The 15,573-nt window shown below is 73.0% G+C and carries 11 protein-coding genes; 8 read left to right on the forward strand and 3 right to left on the reverse strand.

Going from position 1 to position 15,573, the window contains the following annotated elements; translation table 11 throughout:
* The first annotated feature begins 100 nt into the window (after window positions 1–100).
* From AC2XR2_RS15680 to AC2XR2_RS15710, 7 genes are all read left to right on the forward strand, one after another.
* Window positions 101–4,006 (forward strand): ATP-binding protein, encoded by a 3,906-nt coding sequence (locus AC2XR2_RS15680; protein ID WP_491515356.1) that lies wholly within the window; start codon window positions 101–103, stop codon window positions 4,004–4,006.
* A 104-nt stretch (window positions 4,007–4,110) separates the two neighbouring features.
* On the forward strand, window positions 4,111–5,130 hold the full coding sequence (locus AC2XR2_RS15685) for a LacI family DNA-binding transcriptional regulator (protein ID WP_381298882.1): 1,020 nt from the start codon (window positions 4,111–4,113) through the stop codon (window positions 5,128–5,130).
* Complete coding sequence (locus tag AC2XR2_RS15690; protein WP_491515357.1) at window positions 5,127–6,671, forward strand: sugar ABC transporter ATP-binding protein; 1,545 nt, start codon at window positions 5,127–5,129, stop codon at window positions 6,669–6,671. Before AC2XR2_RS15685 ends, AC2XR2_RS15690 begins: the two co-directional genes overlap by 4 nt.
* A complete protein-coding gene (locus tag AC2XR2_RS15695; RefSeq protein WP_381298880.1) occupies window positions 6,661–8,601 on the forward strand; it encodes an ABC transporter permease/substrate-binding protein in 1,941 nt (646 codons plus the stop codon). The genes AC2XR2_RS15690 and AC2XR2_RS15695 overlap by 11 nt, the downstream gene beginning before the upstream one ends.
* 66 nt (window positions 8,602–8,667) lie before the next feature.
* The gene (locus AC2XR2_RS15700; RefSeq protein WP_449351215.1) at window positions 8,668–9,573 is read left to right on the forward strand and encodes a ribokinase; all 906 of its coding nucleotides are present in this window, start codon (window positions 8,668–8,670) and stop codon (window positions 9,571–9,573) included.
* The gene (gene rbsD / locus AC2XR2_RS15705) at window positions 9,570–9,959 is read left to right on the forward strand and encodes a D-ribose pyranase (protein ID WP_491515358.1); all 390 of its coding nucleotides are present in this window, start codon (window positions 9,570–9,572) and stop codon (window positions 9,957–9,959) included. The genes AC2XR2_RS15700 and rbsD overlap by 4 nt, the downstream gene beginning before the upstream one ends.
* 185 nt (window positions 9,960–10,144) lie before the next feature.
* Window positions 10,145–11,011, forward strand: a complete 867-nt coding sequence (locus AC2XR2_RS15710) for a DUF1963 domain-containing protein (RefSeq protein WP_491515359.1) — start codon at window positions 10,145–10,147, stop codon at window positions 11,009–11,011.
* Between the two features lie 77 nt (window positions 11,012–11,088).
* Here the strand turns inward: AC2XR2_RS15710 and AC2XR2_RS15715 are convergent, their stop codons facing one another.
* The 3 genes from AC2XR2_RS15715 to AC2XR2_RS15725 are packed head-to-tail and all read right to left on the reverse strand — an operon-like array spanning window position 11,089 to window position 14,224.
* The gene (locus AC2XR2_RS15715; protein WP_491515360.1) at window positions 11,089–11,919 is read right to left on the reverse strand and encodes a sugar phosphate isomerase/epimerase family protein; all 831 of its coding nucleotides are present in this window, start codon (window positions 11,917–11,919) and stop codon (window positions 11,089–11,091) included.
* Window positions 11,916–13,070 (reverse strand): dihydrodipicolinate synthase family protein, encoded by a 1,155-nt coding sequence (locus tag AC2XR2_RS15720; protein ID WP_449351212.1) that lies wholly within the window; start codon window positions 13,068–13,070, stop codon window positions 11,916–11,918. Before AC2XR2_RS15720 ends, AC2XR2_RS15715 begins: the two co-directional genes overlap by 4 nt.
* The gene (locus AC2XR2_RS15725; protein WP_330266794.1) at window positions 13,067–14,224 is read right to left on the reverse strand and encodes a Gfo/Idh/MocA family protein; all 1,158 of its coding nucleotides are present in this window, start codon (window positions 14,222–14,224) and stop codon (window positions 13,067–13,069) included. The genes AC2XR2_RS15720 and AC2XR2_RS15725 overlap by 4 nt, the downstream gene beginning before the upstream one ends.
* A gap of 285 nt (window positions 14,225–14,509) precedes the next feature.
* Between AC2XR2_RS15725 and AC2XR2_RS15730 the strand changes: the two genes are divergently transcribed.
* Window positions 14,510–15,556: a LacI family DNA-binding transcriptional regulator gene (locus tag AC2XR2_RS15730; RefSeq protein ID WP_491515361.1), complete on the forward strand. Its 1,047-nt coding sequence runs from the start codon at window positions 14,510–14,512 to the stop codon at window positions 15,554–15,556.
* Window positions 15,557–15,573: the final 17 nt, after the last annotated feature.

Genomic DNA, 15,573 nt, shown 5'->3' on the forward strand with positions numbered 1-15,573 from the left:
CGCTTGGCGTTCTCTTGGAGCCGGGCCCCGATCCGCGCCGACCAGGGCGTTTACCGCTCGTTGACGGGATGCGCGCACCGCTCGGATAGATTCCGGCGGCGTGCTGCGTATCAGAGTGCTGGGGCCGTTGGGTGCCGAGGTCGCGGGTGCGCCGGTGGGACTGGGCACCCCGCGGCAGCGTGCCGTGCTCGCGCTGCTGGTCGCGGCTCGTGGTGCGGTGGTCTCCGTGGACCGGATGGCGGAGGAGCTGTGGCGTGGGGCGCCCCCGGCCAGGGCGACCGTGTCCCTCCAGGCGTATGTGTCGAACCTGCGCCGGGTGCTCGAACCGGAGCGGCCGCCGCGGGCCCCCGCCGCCGTCCTGGTCTCCTCGCCCCCGGGCTACGCGCTGCGGCTGCCCGAGGACGCGGTGGACGCCTGGTGTTTCGGGGCCCGGGTCGAGCGGGCCCGGCGCGCACCGGCCCCGCAGGCCCGTAAGTCGCTGACGGAGGCGCTGGGGTGGTGGCACGGGCCCGCGTTCCAGGAGCACGCGGACGAGCCCTGGGCGGCGCCCGAGGTGGCCCGGCTGAGCGCGCTGCGTGCCGAGGCGAGCGAACTCGCCGTGGCGGCCGGGCTGTTCACCGGGCACGTCGCCGAGGTCACGCCGGCCGCCGAGGCCATGGTGCGGGAACGGCCGCTGCGCGAGGAGGGCTGGCGGCTCCTGGCACTGGCCCACTGGGCCACGGACCGCCGCGGCGACGCCCTCGCCGCACTGCGCCGGGCCCGCAGGACCCTCCGCGACGAACTCGGCTGCGACCCGTCCCCCACGCTGACCGAGCTCGAACAGGCGATCCTGGCCCAGCGGGTGGAGGTACTGCGGGCGGCGGTACCGGAACGCCGGGGCGCCGGACGGGGGTGGACGGCGATGCCGGAGCTCCTGGCCGCTGGACGGGAGTGGACGGCGATGCCGGAGCTCCGGGCCGCTGGACGGGAGTGGGCGGCGGGCGCGCCGGATCACAGCGGTGCCGTAGCCGACGGGAGCCTCGACGCACCGGAACACGCGGGCGGCGAACGAGGGTCGAGGAGAGCCGAACCGGGACGGGCGCACACCTGGACGGCCACCACGCCGGGTCGGCCGGAACAGGCGGGCACGGGAGGCGAGTCGAGGAGAGACGACCCGGGGCGGACGCACACCTGGGCCGCGACAACGCCGGGACAGCCGGAACAGACGGGCACGGGTGGCGAGTTGGGGGAAGCCGACCCGGATCGGACGCACACCTGCACAGCCCCCACACCGGGACAGCCGGAACAGGCAGGCGCGGGAAGCGAGTTGAGGGACGCCAACCCTGATCGGGCGCTCCCCGCAGCGGTGTTCCCCCCGGCCACCTCCGAACAGCGCCGCACCCGGCCGGAGTCGGTGCAGGCCGGACCGAGCCGTGCGCGCGGCGCGGCGGAGCCATCCCCCGGCGCGTCGGACCGGGCACGCACGCCTGTCGTACCTCAAGAGCCCCACCCCACCACCCCCTTGGCCCACGACCTCTTCGTGGGCCGTGTCGACGAACTCCGGGCGCTGGACTCCGCCGCCCTGGCCGCTCGGCGGGGTGGTGGGCTCGTGCTGGTCACCGGGGAGGCCGGGGCCGGCAAGACCGCGTTGTTCGGGCGGCTGGCCGGGCGGTTGCGGGGCGAGGGGTGGACGGTGGTCGTCGGGCGGTGCCCGGAGCACGAGGGGGCCCCGCCCGCGTGGGCCTGGGTGGAGGCGCTCAGGACGCTCTCCCGGCTGGTGCCCCCGGCGCGGCCCGACGAGGTGGCTGCGCTGCTGCACGAACCGGACGGGACGGCCGCCACGACCCGGGACGAGGCGACCGCGGGACGGTTCCGGCTGCACCGGGCCTTCGCCGCATGGCTGCGCGAGGCGGCCGCCGAGGGGCCCGTCGCCGTGCTCCTGGAGGACCTGCACCGGGCCGACGGGCAGACCCTCGCCCTGCTGGAAGCCGCGGCCGCGGTCACCGGCGTACCGCTGCTGACGGTCGCCGGGTACCGCCCGGCCGAGGTCGGCGAACCGCTGGCCAAGACCCTCGCGCACCTCGCGCCCCGGCTGCCGCACCGGATCGCGCTGGCCGGACTCTCACAGCGGGACGTGGCCACCGTGGTGGACGCCGTCTGCGGTGAGCCCGTCGACGCGGCCACGGTGGCGACCCTCGCCGAACGCACCGGCGGCAACCCCTTCTACGTCCGGGAGAGCGCGCGGCTGCTGGCCGACGAGGGCGCCCTGGTGGCCGTCTCGGAAGTACCCCAGGGCGTCCGGGACGTGCTGCGCAGGCGCCTCGCCCTGCTGTCCGCCGACGCCCGCGCGGCCGTACAACTCGCGGCGGTGGCCGGACCGGAGTCCGACGTCGCGCTGCTGGCGGACGCGGCCGAGACGGACGAGGAGAGCGTGCTGGCCGGCCTGGACGCCGCCGTGGCCGCGGACCTGCTGACCGAGCCCGGGCCCGGACGGGTCCGTTTCGTGCACGCGCTGGTCCGCGACACCGTCTACACCGACCTGTCGGGGATCCGCCGGGCCCGGCTGCACGACCGCATCGCGCGGCGGCTGCGCACGCACCGCCCCGACGACCTCACCGCGCTGGCCCACCACTTCGCCCGGTCGGGCCGGACCGCGAACGCCCCGCTGGCCGTGGACTACGCGCTGCGGGCGGCGGAGCTGGCCGAGCGGAGGTACGCCCACGACGTGGCCGTAGGACTCGTCCGGCAGGCGCTGGACGCCCACACGGCGGCCACCGCCGACCCCGAGGCGCACCCGGACGGCACGGTCGCGCTGCTGGTGCGGCTGCTGGGCGCGCAGGTGCGGGCCGGTGCCACAGGCGCCGCCCGGCACACCCGGCGGCAGGCGGTGGACCTGGCGGTGCGGGCCGGCCGGGACGACCTGGCCGCGGTGGTCTACGGCGCCTGGGCCGAGCCCTCGCCCTGGCGCAGCCGTCTGGAGGGCTTCCTGGACCGGACCTCGCTGGCCCACCTGGAGCGCCTCGCCGAGGACCGCACGCTGGACGGACCGACCCGCGCGCGTGTGCTCCAGGTGCTGGCGGACGCGGTGGCGGGCGAGGACGCGCGGCGGGCCCGGGACGCGGCCGACGCCCAGCTGGAGTTGGCCCGCGCCGACGGCGAACCGCGGCTGCTGGCCTCGGCGTTGATGACCTCCGCCCGGCTGCTGCCGCACGAGGCGCAGGGCGCCGCCCGCACCCCGCTCGTCGACGAACTGCGCGGTCTCGCCCGGGACCACGACCTGCCCGCGCACCGCTGGGTGTGCGAGCACCTCGACACCCTGACCGCCGCGACCCGCAACGATCCCGACGCGGTGCGCCGGCACACCGCCGCGGGCCTGGAGCTGGCGCACCGCTACCGGATGCGGTGGGCGCAGGGCATCAACACCGCCACGTCGGCCATGCTCGCGGCGGTCGCCGGGCGCTTCCCGGAGGCGGAGGCGCGCTACACCGAGGCGGACGGGCTGTTCCAGCGGGTCGGGGCGCATCACGCCACCGCCCCGCGGACGCTGGGCCTGTGGACGATCCGGCTCACCCAGCGCCGGGAGGCCGACCTGGAACCGGCCGTCCGTGAGGTGTACGAGTCGGTCGGCACCCCGGTCGCGGTGGCGCACGCCCTCGTGCTGGCCCGGCTGGGCCGCCTGGACGAGGCCGCGACGGTGCCCTTCCCCGCCCGGCCGGTGACGGACCACCTGTACGGCATGGAGCTCGACTACCGCGCCGAGCTCGCGGTCCTGCTGCGGGACCGGGACACCGCTCAGTCGCTGATCGGGGCGCTGCTGCCGCTGAAGGAGCAGTTCGCCGGGGCGGCGGGCGGGGCCTATGTCACCCGTCCCCTCGCCCACGCCCTCGCCGATCTGTACCTGTTCCTCGGGGAGCGGGGGCCCGCGGCCGACGCCTACGCCCTGGCGGAGCGGGTCGCCCGGGTCTGGGGTTCCCCGCACCACCTGGCCGCCGCCCGCCGGGCCCTGGGGCGGCTCACCGGAAGCTGAACGTCACGATCCGGTCTCGGGGGCTTGCCAACCCGCCGTGTAATCGATTCCAATCCTCCGTACACGAAGTCGTGTAATCGATTCCACAAGGAGGTGGAGCGGCGATGGCGAGCATCAAGGACGTCGCTGCCGAGGCGGGGGTTTCCGTCGCCACGGTGTCGCGGGTCCTGAACGACCATCCGTCGGTCAGCGAGGACGCACGCACGCGCGTGCAGGCCGCCGTCAAGACGCTGGGCTACCGCCCGAACGCCGTCGCCCGCTCCCTGCGCACCGACCAGACCCACACCCTCGGCCTGGTCATCAGCGACGTGATGAACCCCTACTTCACCGAGCTGGCCCGCTCCGTCGAGGAGGAGGCCCGGGCGCTGGGCTACAGCGTGATCATCGGGAACGCCGACGAGCGGCCCGACCTCCAGGACCACCACGTGCGGAACCTGCTGGACCGCCGTATCGACGGACTCCTGGTCTCCCCCACCGACGGCGGCTCCCCGCTGATGCTGGACGCCGTCCGCGCGGGCACGCCGATGGTGTTCGTGGACCGGTGGATCCCGGGCGTGGCCGTGCCGGTGGTCCGGGCCGACGGGCGGGCCGCGGTGCGCGATCTCGTCGCCCACCTGCACGGCCTCGGGCACCGCAGGCTCGCCATCATCGCCGGGCCCGCCGCCACCACGACCGGCCAGGAGCGCGTGGCCGCCTTCCGGGAGGCGCTCGAGGCGTACGGCCTGGAGCTGCCCGACGCCTACATAGGGCAGGGCGACTTCCAGGCCGAGAGCGGGCGCCGGGTCACCGAGGGCTTCCTCGACCTGCCCGAGCCGCCCGAGGTCGTCTTCGCGGCCGACAACCTGATGGCGTTGGGCGCCCTGGACGCCGTACGCGCGCGTGGGCTGCGCGTTCCCGAGGACCTCGCGCTCGCCGCGTTCGACGACATCCCGTGGTTCGTGCACACCGATCCGCCGATCACGGCGATCGCCCAGCCCACGGGCGAGCTGGGGCGGGCCGCCGTGCGCGCGCTCGTCGACCGCATCGAGGGCCGGCCGCCCGAGTCGGTCACCCTGCCCGCCCGTCTGGTCGTCCGCCGCTCGTGCGGCGAGAACCCCAACCCTGTGCAAAGGAGCACGTCGTGAGCAACGAGGACGAGTTGCTGCGCATCGAGGGCATCCGCAAGACCTTCCCCGGCGTGGTCGCGCTCGACGGCGTCGACTTCGACCTGCGCCGGGGCGAGGTGCACGTGCTGCTCGGCGAGAACGGCGCCGGCAAGAGCACGCTGATCAAGATGCTGTCGGGCGCCTACCACCCCGACGGGGGCCGGGTCCTGGTGGACGGCGAGGAGGTGCACATCCGCGGGGCGCAGGACGCCGAGCGGCTGGGCATCGCCACCATCTACCAGGAGTTCAACCTCGTCCCCGACCTGACCGTCGCCGAGAACATCTTCCTGGGCCGGCAGCCGCGCCGCCTCGGGATGATCGACCGGAAGCGGATGGAGGCCGACGCCGAGGTGCTGCTCCAGCGCGTCGGGGTCACTGTGTCGCCCCGCGCGCGGGTGCGTGAACTCGGTATCGCCCGGCTCCAGATGGTCGAGATCGCCAAGGCGCTCAGCCTGGACGCGCGGGTCCTGATCATGGACGAGCCGACCGCGGTGCTCACCTCCGAGGAGGTCGACAAGCTCTTCGCGATCGTGCGCTCGCTGCGCGAGGACGGCGTCGGGATCGTCTTCATCACGCATCACCTGGAGGAGATCGCCGCCCTGGGGGACCGGGTCACGGTCATCCGGGACGGCAGGTCCGTCGGGCAGGTGCCCGCCACCACGCCCGAGGACGAGCTCGTACGGCTGATGGTGGGCCGGTCGATCGAGCAGCAGTACCCGCGCGAGCGCGGCGACACCGGAGCGGCCCTGCTGAAGGTCGAGGGCCTCACCCGGGACGGCGTCTTCCACGACGTCAGCTTCGAGGTGCACGCCGGTGAGGTCGTCGGCATCGCCGGGCTGGTCGGCGCGGGCCGTACCGAGGTCGTGCGGGCCGTGTTCGGCGCGGACCCTTACGACAAGGGGGCCGTGAAGGTCTCCGGGGCGGCCCTGAAGGGGCATGACGTGGGCGCCGCGATGGCGGCCGGGATCGGGCTCATCCCCGAGGACCGCAAGGGTCAGGGCCTGGTCCTCGACCAGTCGGTCGAGGAGAACCTGGGCCTGGTGACCATGCGCTCGGCGACCCGGGGCGGGCTCGTCGACCTCAAGGGGCAGCGGGCGGCCGCCGCGCGGATCGCCGAGCAGCTCGGGGTGCGGATGGCGGGCCTGCACCAGCACGTCCGCACGCTCTCCGGCGGCAACCAGCAGAAGGTCGTCATCGGCAAGTGGCTGCTCGCCGACACCAAGGTGCTGATCCTCGACGAGCCCACGCGCGGGATCGACGTCGGCGCCAAGGTCGAGATCTACCAGCTGATCAATGAGCTGACCTCTCAGGGGGCCGCCGTGCTCATGATCTCCAGCGATCTGCCCGAGGTGCTCGGCATGAGCGACCGGGTGCTGGTGATGGCCCAGGGCCGGATCGCGGGCGAACTCGACGCCGACGAGGCCACGCAGGACTCCGTGATGGCACTCGCCGTCAGCACGAACACCGTCAAGACCACGAACACCGTCAAGACCGAGAAGGAGGCCCCCCGTGGCCACTGACACGCTCAGGAGCGGAACGAGCGCGGGTGGCCTGCGCCGTCTCCTGCTCGACAACGGCGCGCTCACCGCGCTGATCGTCCTCGTCGTCGCCATGTCGGCGCTGTCCGGTGACTTCCTCACCACGGACAACCTGCTCAACGTCGGCGTCCAGGCGGCCGTGACCGCCATCCTCGCCTTCGGTGTGACCTTCGTGATCGTCTCGGCGGGCATCGACCTGTCGGTCGGCTCGGTGGCGGCCCTGTCGGCCACCGTCCTCGCCTGGAGCGCCACGTCCCACGGCGTGCCGGTCTTCATAGCCGTCGTCCTCGCCGTCGTCACCGGTATCGCGGCCGGACTCGTCAACGGCTTCCTCATCGCGTACGGCAAACTCCCGCCGTTCATCGCCACGCTGGCGATGCTCTCGGTGGCGCGCGGTCTGTCGCTGGTGATCTCCGAGGGCTCCCCGATCGCCTTCCCCGACTCGGTCTCGCATCTCGGTGACACGCTCGGCGGCTGGCTGCCGGTGCCGGTCCTCGTCATGGTCGTCATGGGGCTGCTCGCGGCCTTCGTGCTGGGGCGGACGTACATCGGCCGCTCCATGTACGCGATCGGCGGCAACGAGGAGGCGGCCCGCCTCTCCGGGCTCCGGGTGAAGAAGCAGAAGCTCGCCATCTACGCCTTCTCCGGTGTCTTCGCCGCCGTCGCGGGTGTCGTGCTCGCCGCCCGGCTGTCCTCGGCGCAGCCGCAGGCCGCCGACGGCTACGAGCTGGACGCGATCGCCGCGGTCGTCATCGGCGGTGCCTCGCTCGCGGGCGGTACCGGCAAGGCGTCCGGCACGCTCATCGGCGCGCTGATCCTCGCGGTGCTCAGGAACGGCCTCAACCTCCTGAACGTGTCCGCGTTCTGGCAGCAGGTCGTCATCGGTGTGGTCATCGCGCTGGCGGTGCTCCTTGACACCGTGCGCCGCAAGGCCGGGTCCACTCCGGTGGCGTCGGGGGGCTCCCCGGGCGGCAAGCAGCGCCAGGCGGCGACGTACGGGCTGGCGGCCGTGGTGACCGTGGCGATCGTCGGCGCGACCTCTTTCCTGCACAACGACTCCTCCTCGACGGCGAACCCGAAGGTGGGCCTGTCGCTGTCGACCCTCAACAACCCGTTCTTCGTGCAGATCCGGGCGGGCGCCCAGGCCGAGGCGAAGAAGCTGGGCGTGGACCTGACCGTCACGGACGCCCAGAACGACGCCTCGCAGCAGGCCAACCAGCTGCAGAACTTCACCAGTTCGAACCTCGGCGCGATCATCGTCAACCCGGTGGACTCGGACGCGGCGAGCAACTCCGTGAAGGCCGCCGACCAGGCGAAGATCCCGGTCATCGCGGTGGACCGGGGCGTCAACAAGGCGTCGGTGGACGCGCTGGTCGCCTCCGACAACGTGGCCGGCGGTGAACTCGCCGCCAAGACCATCGGCGAGAAGCTCGGCGGCAAGGGCAAGATCGTGATCCTGCAGGGTCAGGCGGGCACGTCGGCCGCCCGGGAGCGCGCGCAGGGTTTCGCGCAGGGTCTGAAGGCCTACCCGGGCATCCAGGTCGTCGCCCAGCAGCCGGCCGACTTCGACCGCACCAAGGGCCTCGACGTGATGTCGAACCTGCTCCAGGCCCACCCGGACGTCCAGGGCGTCATCGCCGCCAACGACGAGATGGCGCTCGGCGCGATCAAGGCGCTCGGCTCCAAGGCCGGCAAGTCGGTCTCGGTGGTCGGCTTCGACGGCACCCCGGACGGCCTGAACGCGGTGAAGGGCGGCACGTTGTACGCGTCCGTGGCGCAGCAGCCCTCGCAACTGGGCAAAATCGCGGTGGACAACGCGCTGAAGGCCATCGACGGCAAGAAGGTCGAGGAGACGATCAAGGTGCCGGTGAAGGTGGTCACGAAGGAGAACGTGGCCGGCTTCACGGGCTGACGACGGCGTACGGGCGGGCAGTTGACCGACTGCCCGCCCCGCGTCCCTGACTAGGGGAGTCACTTCATGTACGACTACGACCTACTGGTCGTAGGGTCGGCCAACGCCGACCTGGTGATCGGCGTAGAGCGGCGGCCGGGGGCCGGCGAGACGGTGCTCGGCTCGGACCTGGCCGTGCACCCGGGGGGCAAGGGCGCCAACCAGGCCGTCGCGGCCGCCCGGTTGGGCGCGCGTACGGCGTTGCTGGCCCGCGTGGGCGACGACGGGCACGGCAGGCTGCTGCTGGAGTCGCAGCGGGCGGCCGGGGTGGACACCGTGGGGGTCCTGGTGGGCGGGGCGCCGACGGGGGTCGCGCTGATCACCGTCGATCCGACCGGGGACAACAGCATCGTGGTGTCGCCGGGCGCCAACGGACGCCTGACGCCCGCGGACGTGCGGGCGGCGACCAGCCTCTTCCACGCCTCCCGGGTGGTGTCGGCCCAGTTGGAGATCCCGCTGGAGACGGTCGTGGAGGTCGTACGGAATCTGGCGCCGGGCAGCCGGTTCGTGCTGAACCCGTCGCCGCCGCGGCCGTTGCCCACGGAGGTGCTGGCCGCCTGTGATCCGCTGATCGTCAACGAGCACGAGGCGAAGGTGATCCTGGGCGAGGCGTGCGTCAGCGACCGGCCGGAGGACTGGGCGGGGCTGCTGCTCGCGAAGGGGCCGCGGTCGGTGGTGGTGACCCTGGGCGCGGAGGGCTCACTGGTGGCCTCCTCCCCGCGGGAGGTGACCCGGGTGGCGTCGGTGAAGGTGGACGCGGTGGACACGACGGGGGCGGGGGACGCCTTCACGGCGGCGCTGGCGTTCCGGCTGGGCGCCGGGGCCTCACTGGCCGAGGCGGCCTCGTACGCGTCCCGGGTCGGGGCGGTCGCGGTGACCCGGCAGGGTGCGCAGGACTCCTTCCCGACCGCGGATGAGGTCGAGGCGCTGTGAAGAAGGCCGGGATACTGAACCGCCATCTGTCCGGCGCGCTGGCCGAGCTGGGGCACGGGGACGGGGTGCTGGTGTGTGACGCCGGGATGCCGATCCCGGCCGGGCCGCGGGTGGTGGACCTGGCGTTCCGGGCCGGGGTGCCGTCGTTCGCCGAGGTGCTGGACGGGCTGCTCGACGAACTGGTCGTGGAGGGCGCCACGGCGGCGGAGGAGGTGCGTGCGGCGAATCCGGCGGCGGCGACATTGCTACAGGGGGAGTTCCCGGACCTCCACCTGGTCTCCCACGAGAAGCTGAAGGAGCTGTCGGCGGGCGCGCGGCTCATCGTCCGCACGGGCGAGGCCCAGCCCTACGCGAACGTCCTGCTGCGGTGCGGGGTGTTCTTCTAGCGCGCACTTCGAAGGGGCCCGGTCGTCAGACCGGGCCCCTTCGGCTTTCCCCTCCACGTCAGAACCCCGCGATCCCCCCAGATCCCCCTCCAGAAGTCCTGACACCGAGTACGACAGGCGAGGTGGGAGAAGGGTTGTACGGGTTCCGGGATTTTTTTGTCAGTGCCCGGCCCTACGGTTCCTCCATGACTCCTGAGGAGATGCGCGACAAGTTGGGACCCTTCCGGGACAAGGCGCTCGCGGGCGGGATCCCGGTCGAGGACGTGGAGCGGTGGACGGACACCGCCCGGCCGTGCGCGACGCTGGGCGAACAGGCGGACGGGCCGGTGGTGGGGCGGTTCGGGGGGCCGCTGCTGCTTCCGGTCGGGACCCCGCACCCCTTCCATCCCTTCGTCGCGTCGATGGACTTCGCGGCCCTGCCCGCCGACGTGACGGACCTCCCGCTGCCGCCCGACGGCCATCTGCTGCTGTTCGCCTACCCCGAGAACTTCGGCGACGGGGAGTGCATGGGCAGCGCGGTGTACGTCCCGACGGGGACGGCCGTGGAGGAGCGGGACAAGGAGGGCTGGGCCTGGTTCGAGGACGACGAGGAGTACCAGGAGGTCTTCGCGCAGTTCCCGCAGGAGACGCTCAGGACGGCGGCCGACGTCTCGCTGCCGTACCACTACTGGGTCGAGATACCCGAGGAGCCCCGCTGGGTGCCGCTGCCCGGGCATCCGCGCTCCGAGGAACTGGCCGAGGTGTGGGCCGACACCTGCGAGGACATCTCCGCCCCGGGGCAGCTCCAGCTCGGCGGCTACGCCGACCAGGAGGCCGTCGACACCGACCCCGTCGCGACGGCCGTGTGGTGCGCGGTGCGGGAAGCGGCGGCGGGGCGTTGGGGTGGGGGCGAGCCGGTGTCGGACGACCCCGCGGACTGGGCCCTGCTCGCCGAGTGGAACCCCTGGATCGACGGCCTCGAGGGCGCCACCGTCCACTGGGTCGTCCAGCGCGCGGACCTGGCCGCCCGGCGCTTCGACCGCACGTACACGACGGTGTTCCGGAACCCGTGACCGAGCCCTGCCGGACGAACGGCGACGGCCCCACCCCGATCGCGACAGGGTGGGGCCGTGGGCTGAGGGCCGTGGGCTCACAGGGTGTGGGAGACGAACCTCTCGGCGGTCTCCACGAGGACCTCGCGGCCGTCCCGGGCCCACAGGGCGTCGTTGAACAGCTCCACCTCGATGGCACCGGTGTAACCGGCCGCCTCGACGTACCGCTGCCACTCCCGCATGTCGATCGCGCCGTCGCCGATCTGCCCGCGGCCGTTGAGCACGCCCTCCGGCAGCGGGGTCGTCCAGTCCGCGAGCTGGAAGGTGTGGATACGGCCGCCGGCGCCGGCACGGGCGATCTGCGCGGGCGCGTTGTCGTCCCACCAGATGTGGTACGTGTCCACCGTGACGCCGACCTGGTGGGCGGGGAAGCGCTCCGCCAGGTCGAGGGCCTGGGTGAGCGTGGAGACCACACACCGGTCCGAGGCGTACATGGGGTGCAGCGGCTCGATGGCCAGCTTCACCCCGTGCTCCTCCGCGTACGGGCCGAGGACCGCGAGGGCGTCCGCGATGCGCTCACGGGCTCCGTGCAGGTCCTTGGAGCCGGCCGGGAGACCGCCGGAGACCAGCACCAGGGTGTCGGTGCCGAGGGTGGCCGCCTCGTCGACCGCGCGCCGGTTGTCGTCCAGGGCGGCGGCCCGCTCGTCCGGGTCGATCGCCGTGAAGAAACCGCCCCGGCACAGGGTGGTGACGGTCAGCCCGGCGTCGCGGACCAACTTGGCCGTCTCCTCGACGCCGTAGGACTGGACGGGCTCGCGCCACAGACCGATGTGGGAGATCCCCGAGTCGCCGCAGGCGGAGACCAGTTCCGGCAGCGACAGCTGCTTGACCGTCATCTGGTTGATGGAGAAGCGGGACAGGTCGGTCACTGGGTCACCCCGTACAGCGACAGCAGGTTCTTCATGCGCTCCTCGGCGAGCTTCGGGTCCGGGAACAGGCCCAGTCCGTCGGCGAGTTCGTAGGCACGCGCGAAGTGCGGGAGGGAGCGGGCCGACTGGAGGCCGCCGACCATCGTGAAGTGCGACTGGTGGCCGGCCAGCCAGGCGAGGAAGACCACGCCCGTCTTGTAGAAGCGGGTCGGTGCCTGGAAGAGGTGCCGGGACAACTCGACCGTGGGGTCGAGGAGTTCGCGGAAGCCCTTCGCGTCACCCGTGTCCAGCACGCGGACCGCCTCGGCGGCGAGCGGGCCCAGCGGGTCGAAGATGCCGAGCAGGGCGTGGGAGAAGCCCTGGTCGTCGCCCGCGATCAGCTCCGGGTAGTTGAAGTCGTCGCCGGTGTAGCAGCGCACGCCCTGCGGGAGCCGGCGGCGGATGTCGATCTCGCGCTGCGCCTCCAGGAGCGAGACCTTGATGCCGTCGACCTTGTCCGGGTGGGCGGCGATGACCTGGAGGAACGTGTCGGTGGCCGCGTCGAGGTCGCTGGAGCCCCAGTAGCCCTCCAGGGCCGGGTCGAACATCGGGCCGAGCCAGTGCAGGATGACCGGCTCGGTGGCCTGGCGGAGCAGGTGGCCGTAGACCTCCAGGTAGTCCTCGGGGCCCTTGGCGGCCGCCGCGAGGGCGCGGGAGGCCATGAGGATGGCCTGGGCGCCGGACTCCTCGACGAGGGCGAGCTGCTCCTCGTAGGCCGCGCGGACCTCGTCCAGCGTCGCCGGGCCGGTGAGCTGGTCGGTGCCGACTCCGCAGGCGATGAGCCCGCCGACCGACTTGGCCTCGGCGGCGCTGCGCCGGATCAGCTCGGCCGCGCCCGCCCAGTCCAGGCCCATCCCGCGCTGGGCGGTGTCCATGGCCTCGGCGACGCCGAGCCCGTGCGACCACAGGTGCCGGCGGAAGGCGAGGGTGGCGTCCCAGTCGACGGCGGCCGGGGAGTCCGGGGACACGTCGGCGAACGGGTCGGCGACGACGTGGGCCGCCGAGAAGACCGTACGGGAGGTGAAGGGCGAGCCGGTGGTGACGGCGAGGGGTTCGAGGCGGGGTTCGTACGCCTTGAACCCCCCGTTGCCGGTGGGGAGTTGGATCGTCACAGCGAGATCTCCGGTACGTCGAGACGGCGGCCCTCCGCCGAGGACTTCAGGCCCAGTTCGGCGAGCTGGACACCGCGGGCGCCGGCGAGGAGGTCCCACTGGTAGGGGGCGTCGGCGTAGACGTGCTTGAGGAAGAGCTCCCACTGGGCCTTGAAGCCGTTGTCGAACTCGGCGTTGTCCGGGACCTCCTGCCACTGGTCGCGGAAGACCTCGGTGGCGGGGATGTCCGGGTTCCAGACCGGCTTCGGGGTGGCGGAGCGGTGCTGGACGCGGCAGTTGCGGAGGCCCGCGACCGCGGAGCCCTCGGTGCCGTCGACCTGGAACTCGACGAGCTCGTCGCGGTTGACGCGGACGGCCCAGGAGGAGTTGATCTGGGCGATCGCGCCGCCGTCCAGCTCGAAGATGCCGTAGGCGGCGTCGTCGGCGGTGGCGTCGTAGGGCTTGTCGTTCTCGTCCCAGCGCTGCGGGATGTGGGTGGCGGTGAGGGCCTGGACGGACTTCACGCGGCCGAAGAGCTCGTGGAGCACGTACTCCCAGTGCGGGAACATGTCGACAACGATGCCACCGCCGTCCTCGGCCCGGTAGTTCCAGCTCGGGCGCTGGGCCTGCTGCCAGTCGCCCTCGAAGACCCAGTAGCCGAACTCGCCGCGGATCGAGAGGATCCGGCCGAAGAAGCCGCCGTCGATGAGGCGCTTCAGCTTGAGCAGGCCGGGGAGGAAGAGCTTGTCCTGGACGACGCCGTGCTTGATGCCGGCCGCGTTGGCGAGGCGGGCCAGCTCCAGGGCGCCGTCGAGGCCGGTGGCGGTGGGCTTCTCGGTGTAGATGTGCTTGCCCGCCGCGATCGCCTTCTTGATCGACTCCTCGCGCGCGGAGGTGACCTGGGCGTCGAAGTAGATGTCGACGGTCGGGTCGGCGAGGACCGCGTCCACGTCGGTGGAGATGTTGTCCAGGCGCAGGCCGTGCTGCTCGGCGAGCGCCTTGAGGGCGTGCTCGCGGCGGCCGACGAGGATCGGCTCGGGCCACAGCACCGTGCCGTCGCCGAGGTCGAGGCCGCCCTGTTCACGGATCGCGAGGATGGAGCGGACCAGGTGCTGGCGGTAGCCCATGCGCCCCGTCACACCGTTCATGGCGATACGCACCGTCTTGCGTGTCACGTCATTCCCTTCGTAGGAGTCGTACGCGGTTGTCCGCGCCGCGCACGCTCCACTGATGAGCGTTACAGCAAGCGCTTTCTATCCAAGAAGAAGCTAGCCTCTCAGCAGCGGTCTGGACAAGAGCGCGGCGGGGGTGAGTTGTTCGAGGGGGCGAACAACTGGGGGTCGGGGGCTTAAGGTCGGCTCGGAACCGGGCCCAGGGGGTCCGCGTGTACGACGGAGTACGACTGAGATGCGCTGAGGCACGCTGTGGCACGCCGAGGCGCGCGACCGGAGGACGACGAGATGACGGTGACCCTGGCGGACGTGGCGGCCCGCGCCCAGGTCTCCCCCGCGACGGTGTCGCGCGTACTGAACGGGAACTACCCCGTGGCCGCGTCCACGCGCGAGCGGGTGCTGCGGGCCGTGGACGAGCTGGACTACGTGCTGAACGGCCCGGCGAGCTCGCTCGCCGCCGCCACGTCGGACCTCGTCGGGATCCTCGTGAACGACATCGCCGACCCCTTCTTCGGGATCATGGCCGGAGCGATCCAGTCCGAGATCGGCGGCCCGGGCGGACGCGCGGGCGGTGAGCGGCTGGGTGTGGTGTGCAACACAGGCGGGTCCCCGGAGCGCGAGCTGACGTATCTGACCCTGCTGCAACGGCAGCGGGCGGCGGCCGTCGTCCTCACCGGTGGCGCGGTCGAGGACGCACCGCACCAGGCCGCGATGGCGGCGAAGCTGCGGAAGCTGGCGGACGCGGGGACACGGATCGTGCTGTGCGGGCGGCCGCCGTCGCCGGAGACCGGGGCGATCGCGCTGACCTTCGACAACCGGGGCGGCGGCAAGGAGCTGACCGAGCACCTCATCGGGCTCGGGCACCGCAGGCTCGGGTACATCGCCGGGCCCGAGGAGCGGACGACGACCCGGCACCGGCTGGAGGGGCACCGGGCGGCCCTCGCGGCGCACGGGATCACCGAGGACCCCCGGTGGACGGTCTACGGCCGCTACGACCGGCGGTCCGGCTACGAGGCCACGCTGGAGCTGCTGCGCCGGGACCCCTCGCTGACGGCCGTGGTGGCGGCGAACGACTCCGTCGCCCTGGGGGCGTGCGCGGCGCTGCGGGACTCCGGGCTGCGGATCCCGGACGACGTGTCCGTCGCCGGCTTCGACGACCTGCCGTTCAGCATCGACGCGGTGCCCGCCCTGACGACGGTCCGGTTGCCGTTGGCGGAGGCCGGGGCCCGGGCGGGACGGATCGCGATGGGGCGGGAGGAGCCGCCGCCCGGGGGGATCGCGACGGTTCGGGGGGAGCTGATGGTCCGGGGGTCTTCGGGGGCACCGCGGGGCTGACGGCCCCGTGGCGCGGC

This window comes from Streptomyces sp. LS-MS-L19, from assembly GCF_058382285.1.

Excerpts from the sequence above, each read along its gene's own strand:
- AC2XR2_RS15700 (WP_449351215.1), top strand. The coding sequence starts at position 8,668 with ATGTACGACTACGACCTACTGGTCGTAGGGTCGGCCAACGCCGACCTG.
- AC2XR2_RS15710 (WP_491515359.1), top strand. The coding sequence starts at position 10,145 with ATGACTCCTGAGGAGATGCGCGACAAGTTGGGACCCTTCCGGGACAAG.
- AC2XR2_RS15685 (WP_381298882.1), top strand. The coding sequence starts at position 4,111 with ATGGCGAGCATCAAGGACGTCGCTGCCGAGGCGGGGGTTTCCGTCGCC.
- AC2XR2_RS15730 (WP_491515361.1), top strand. The coding sequence starts at position 14,510 with ATGACGGTGACCCTGGCGGACGTGGCGGCCCGCGCCCAGGTCTCCCCC.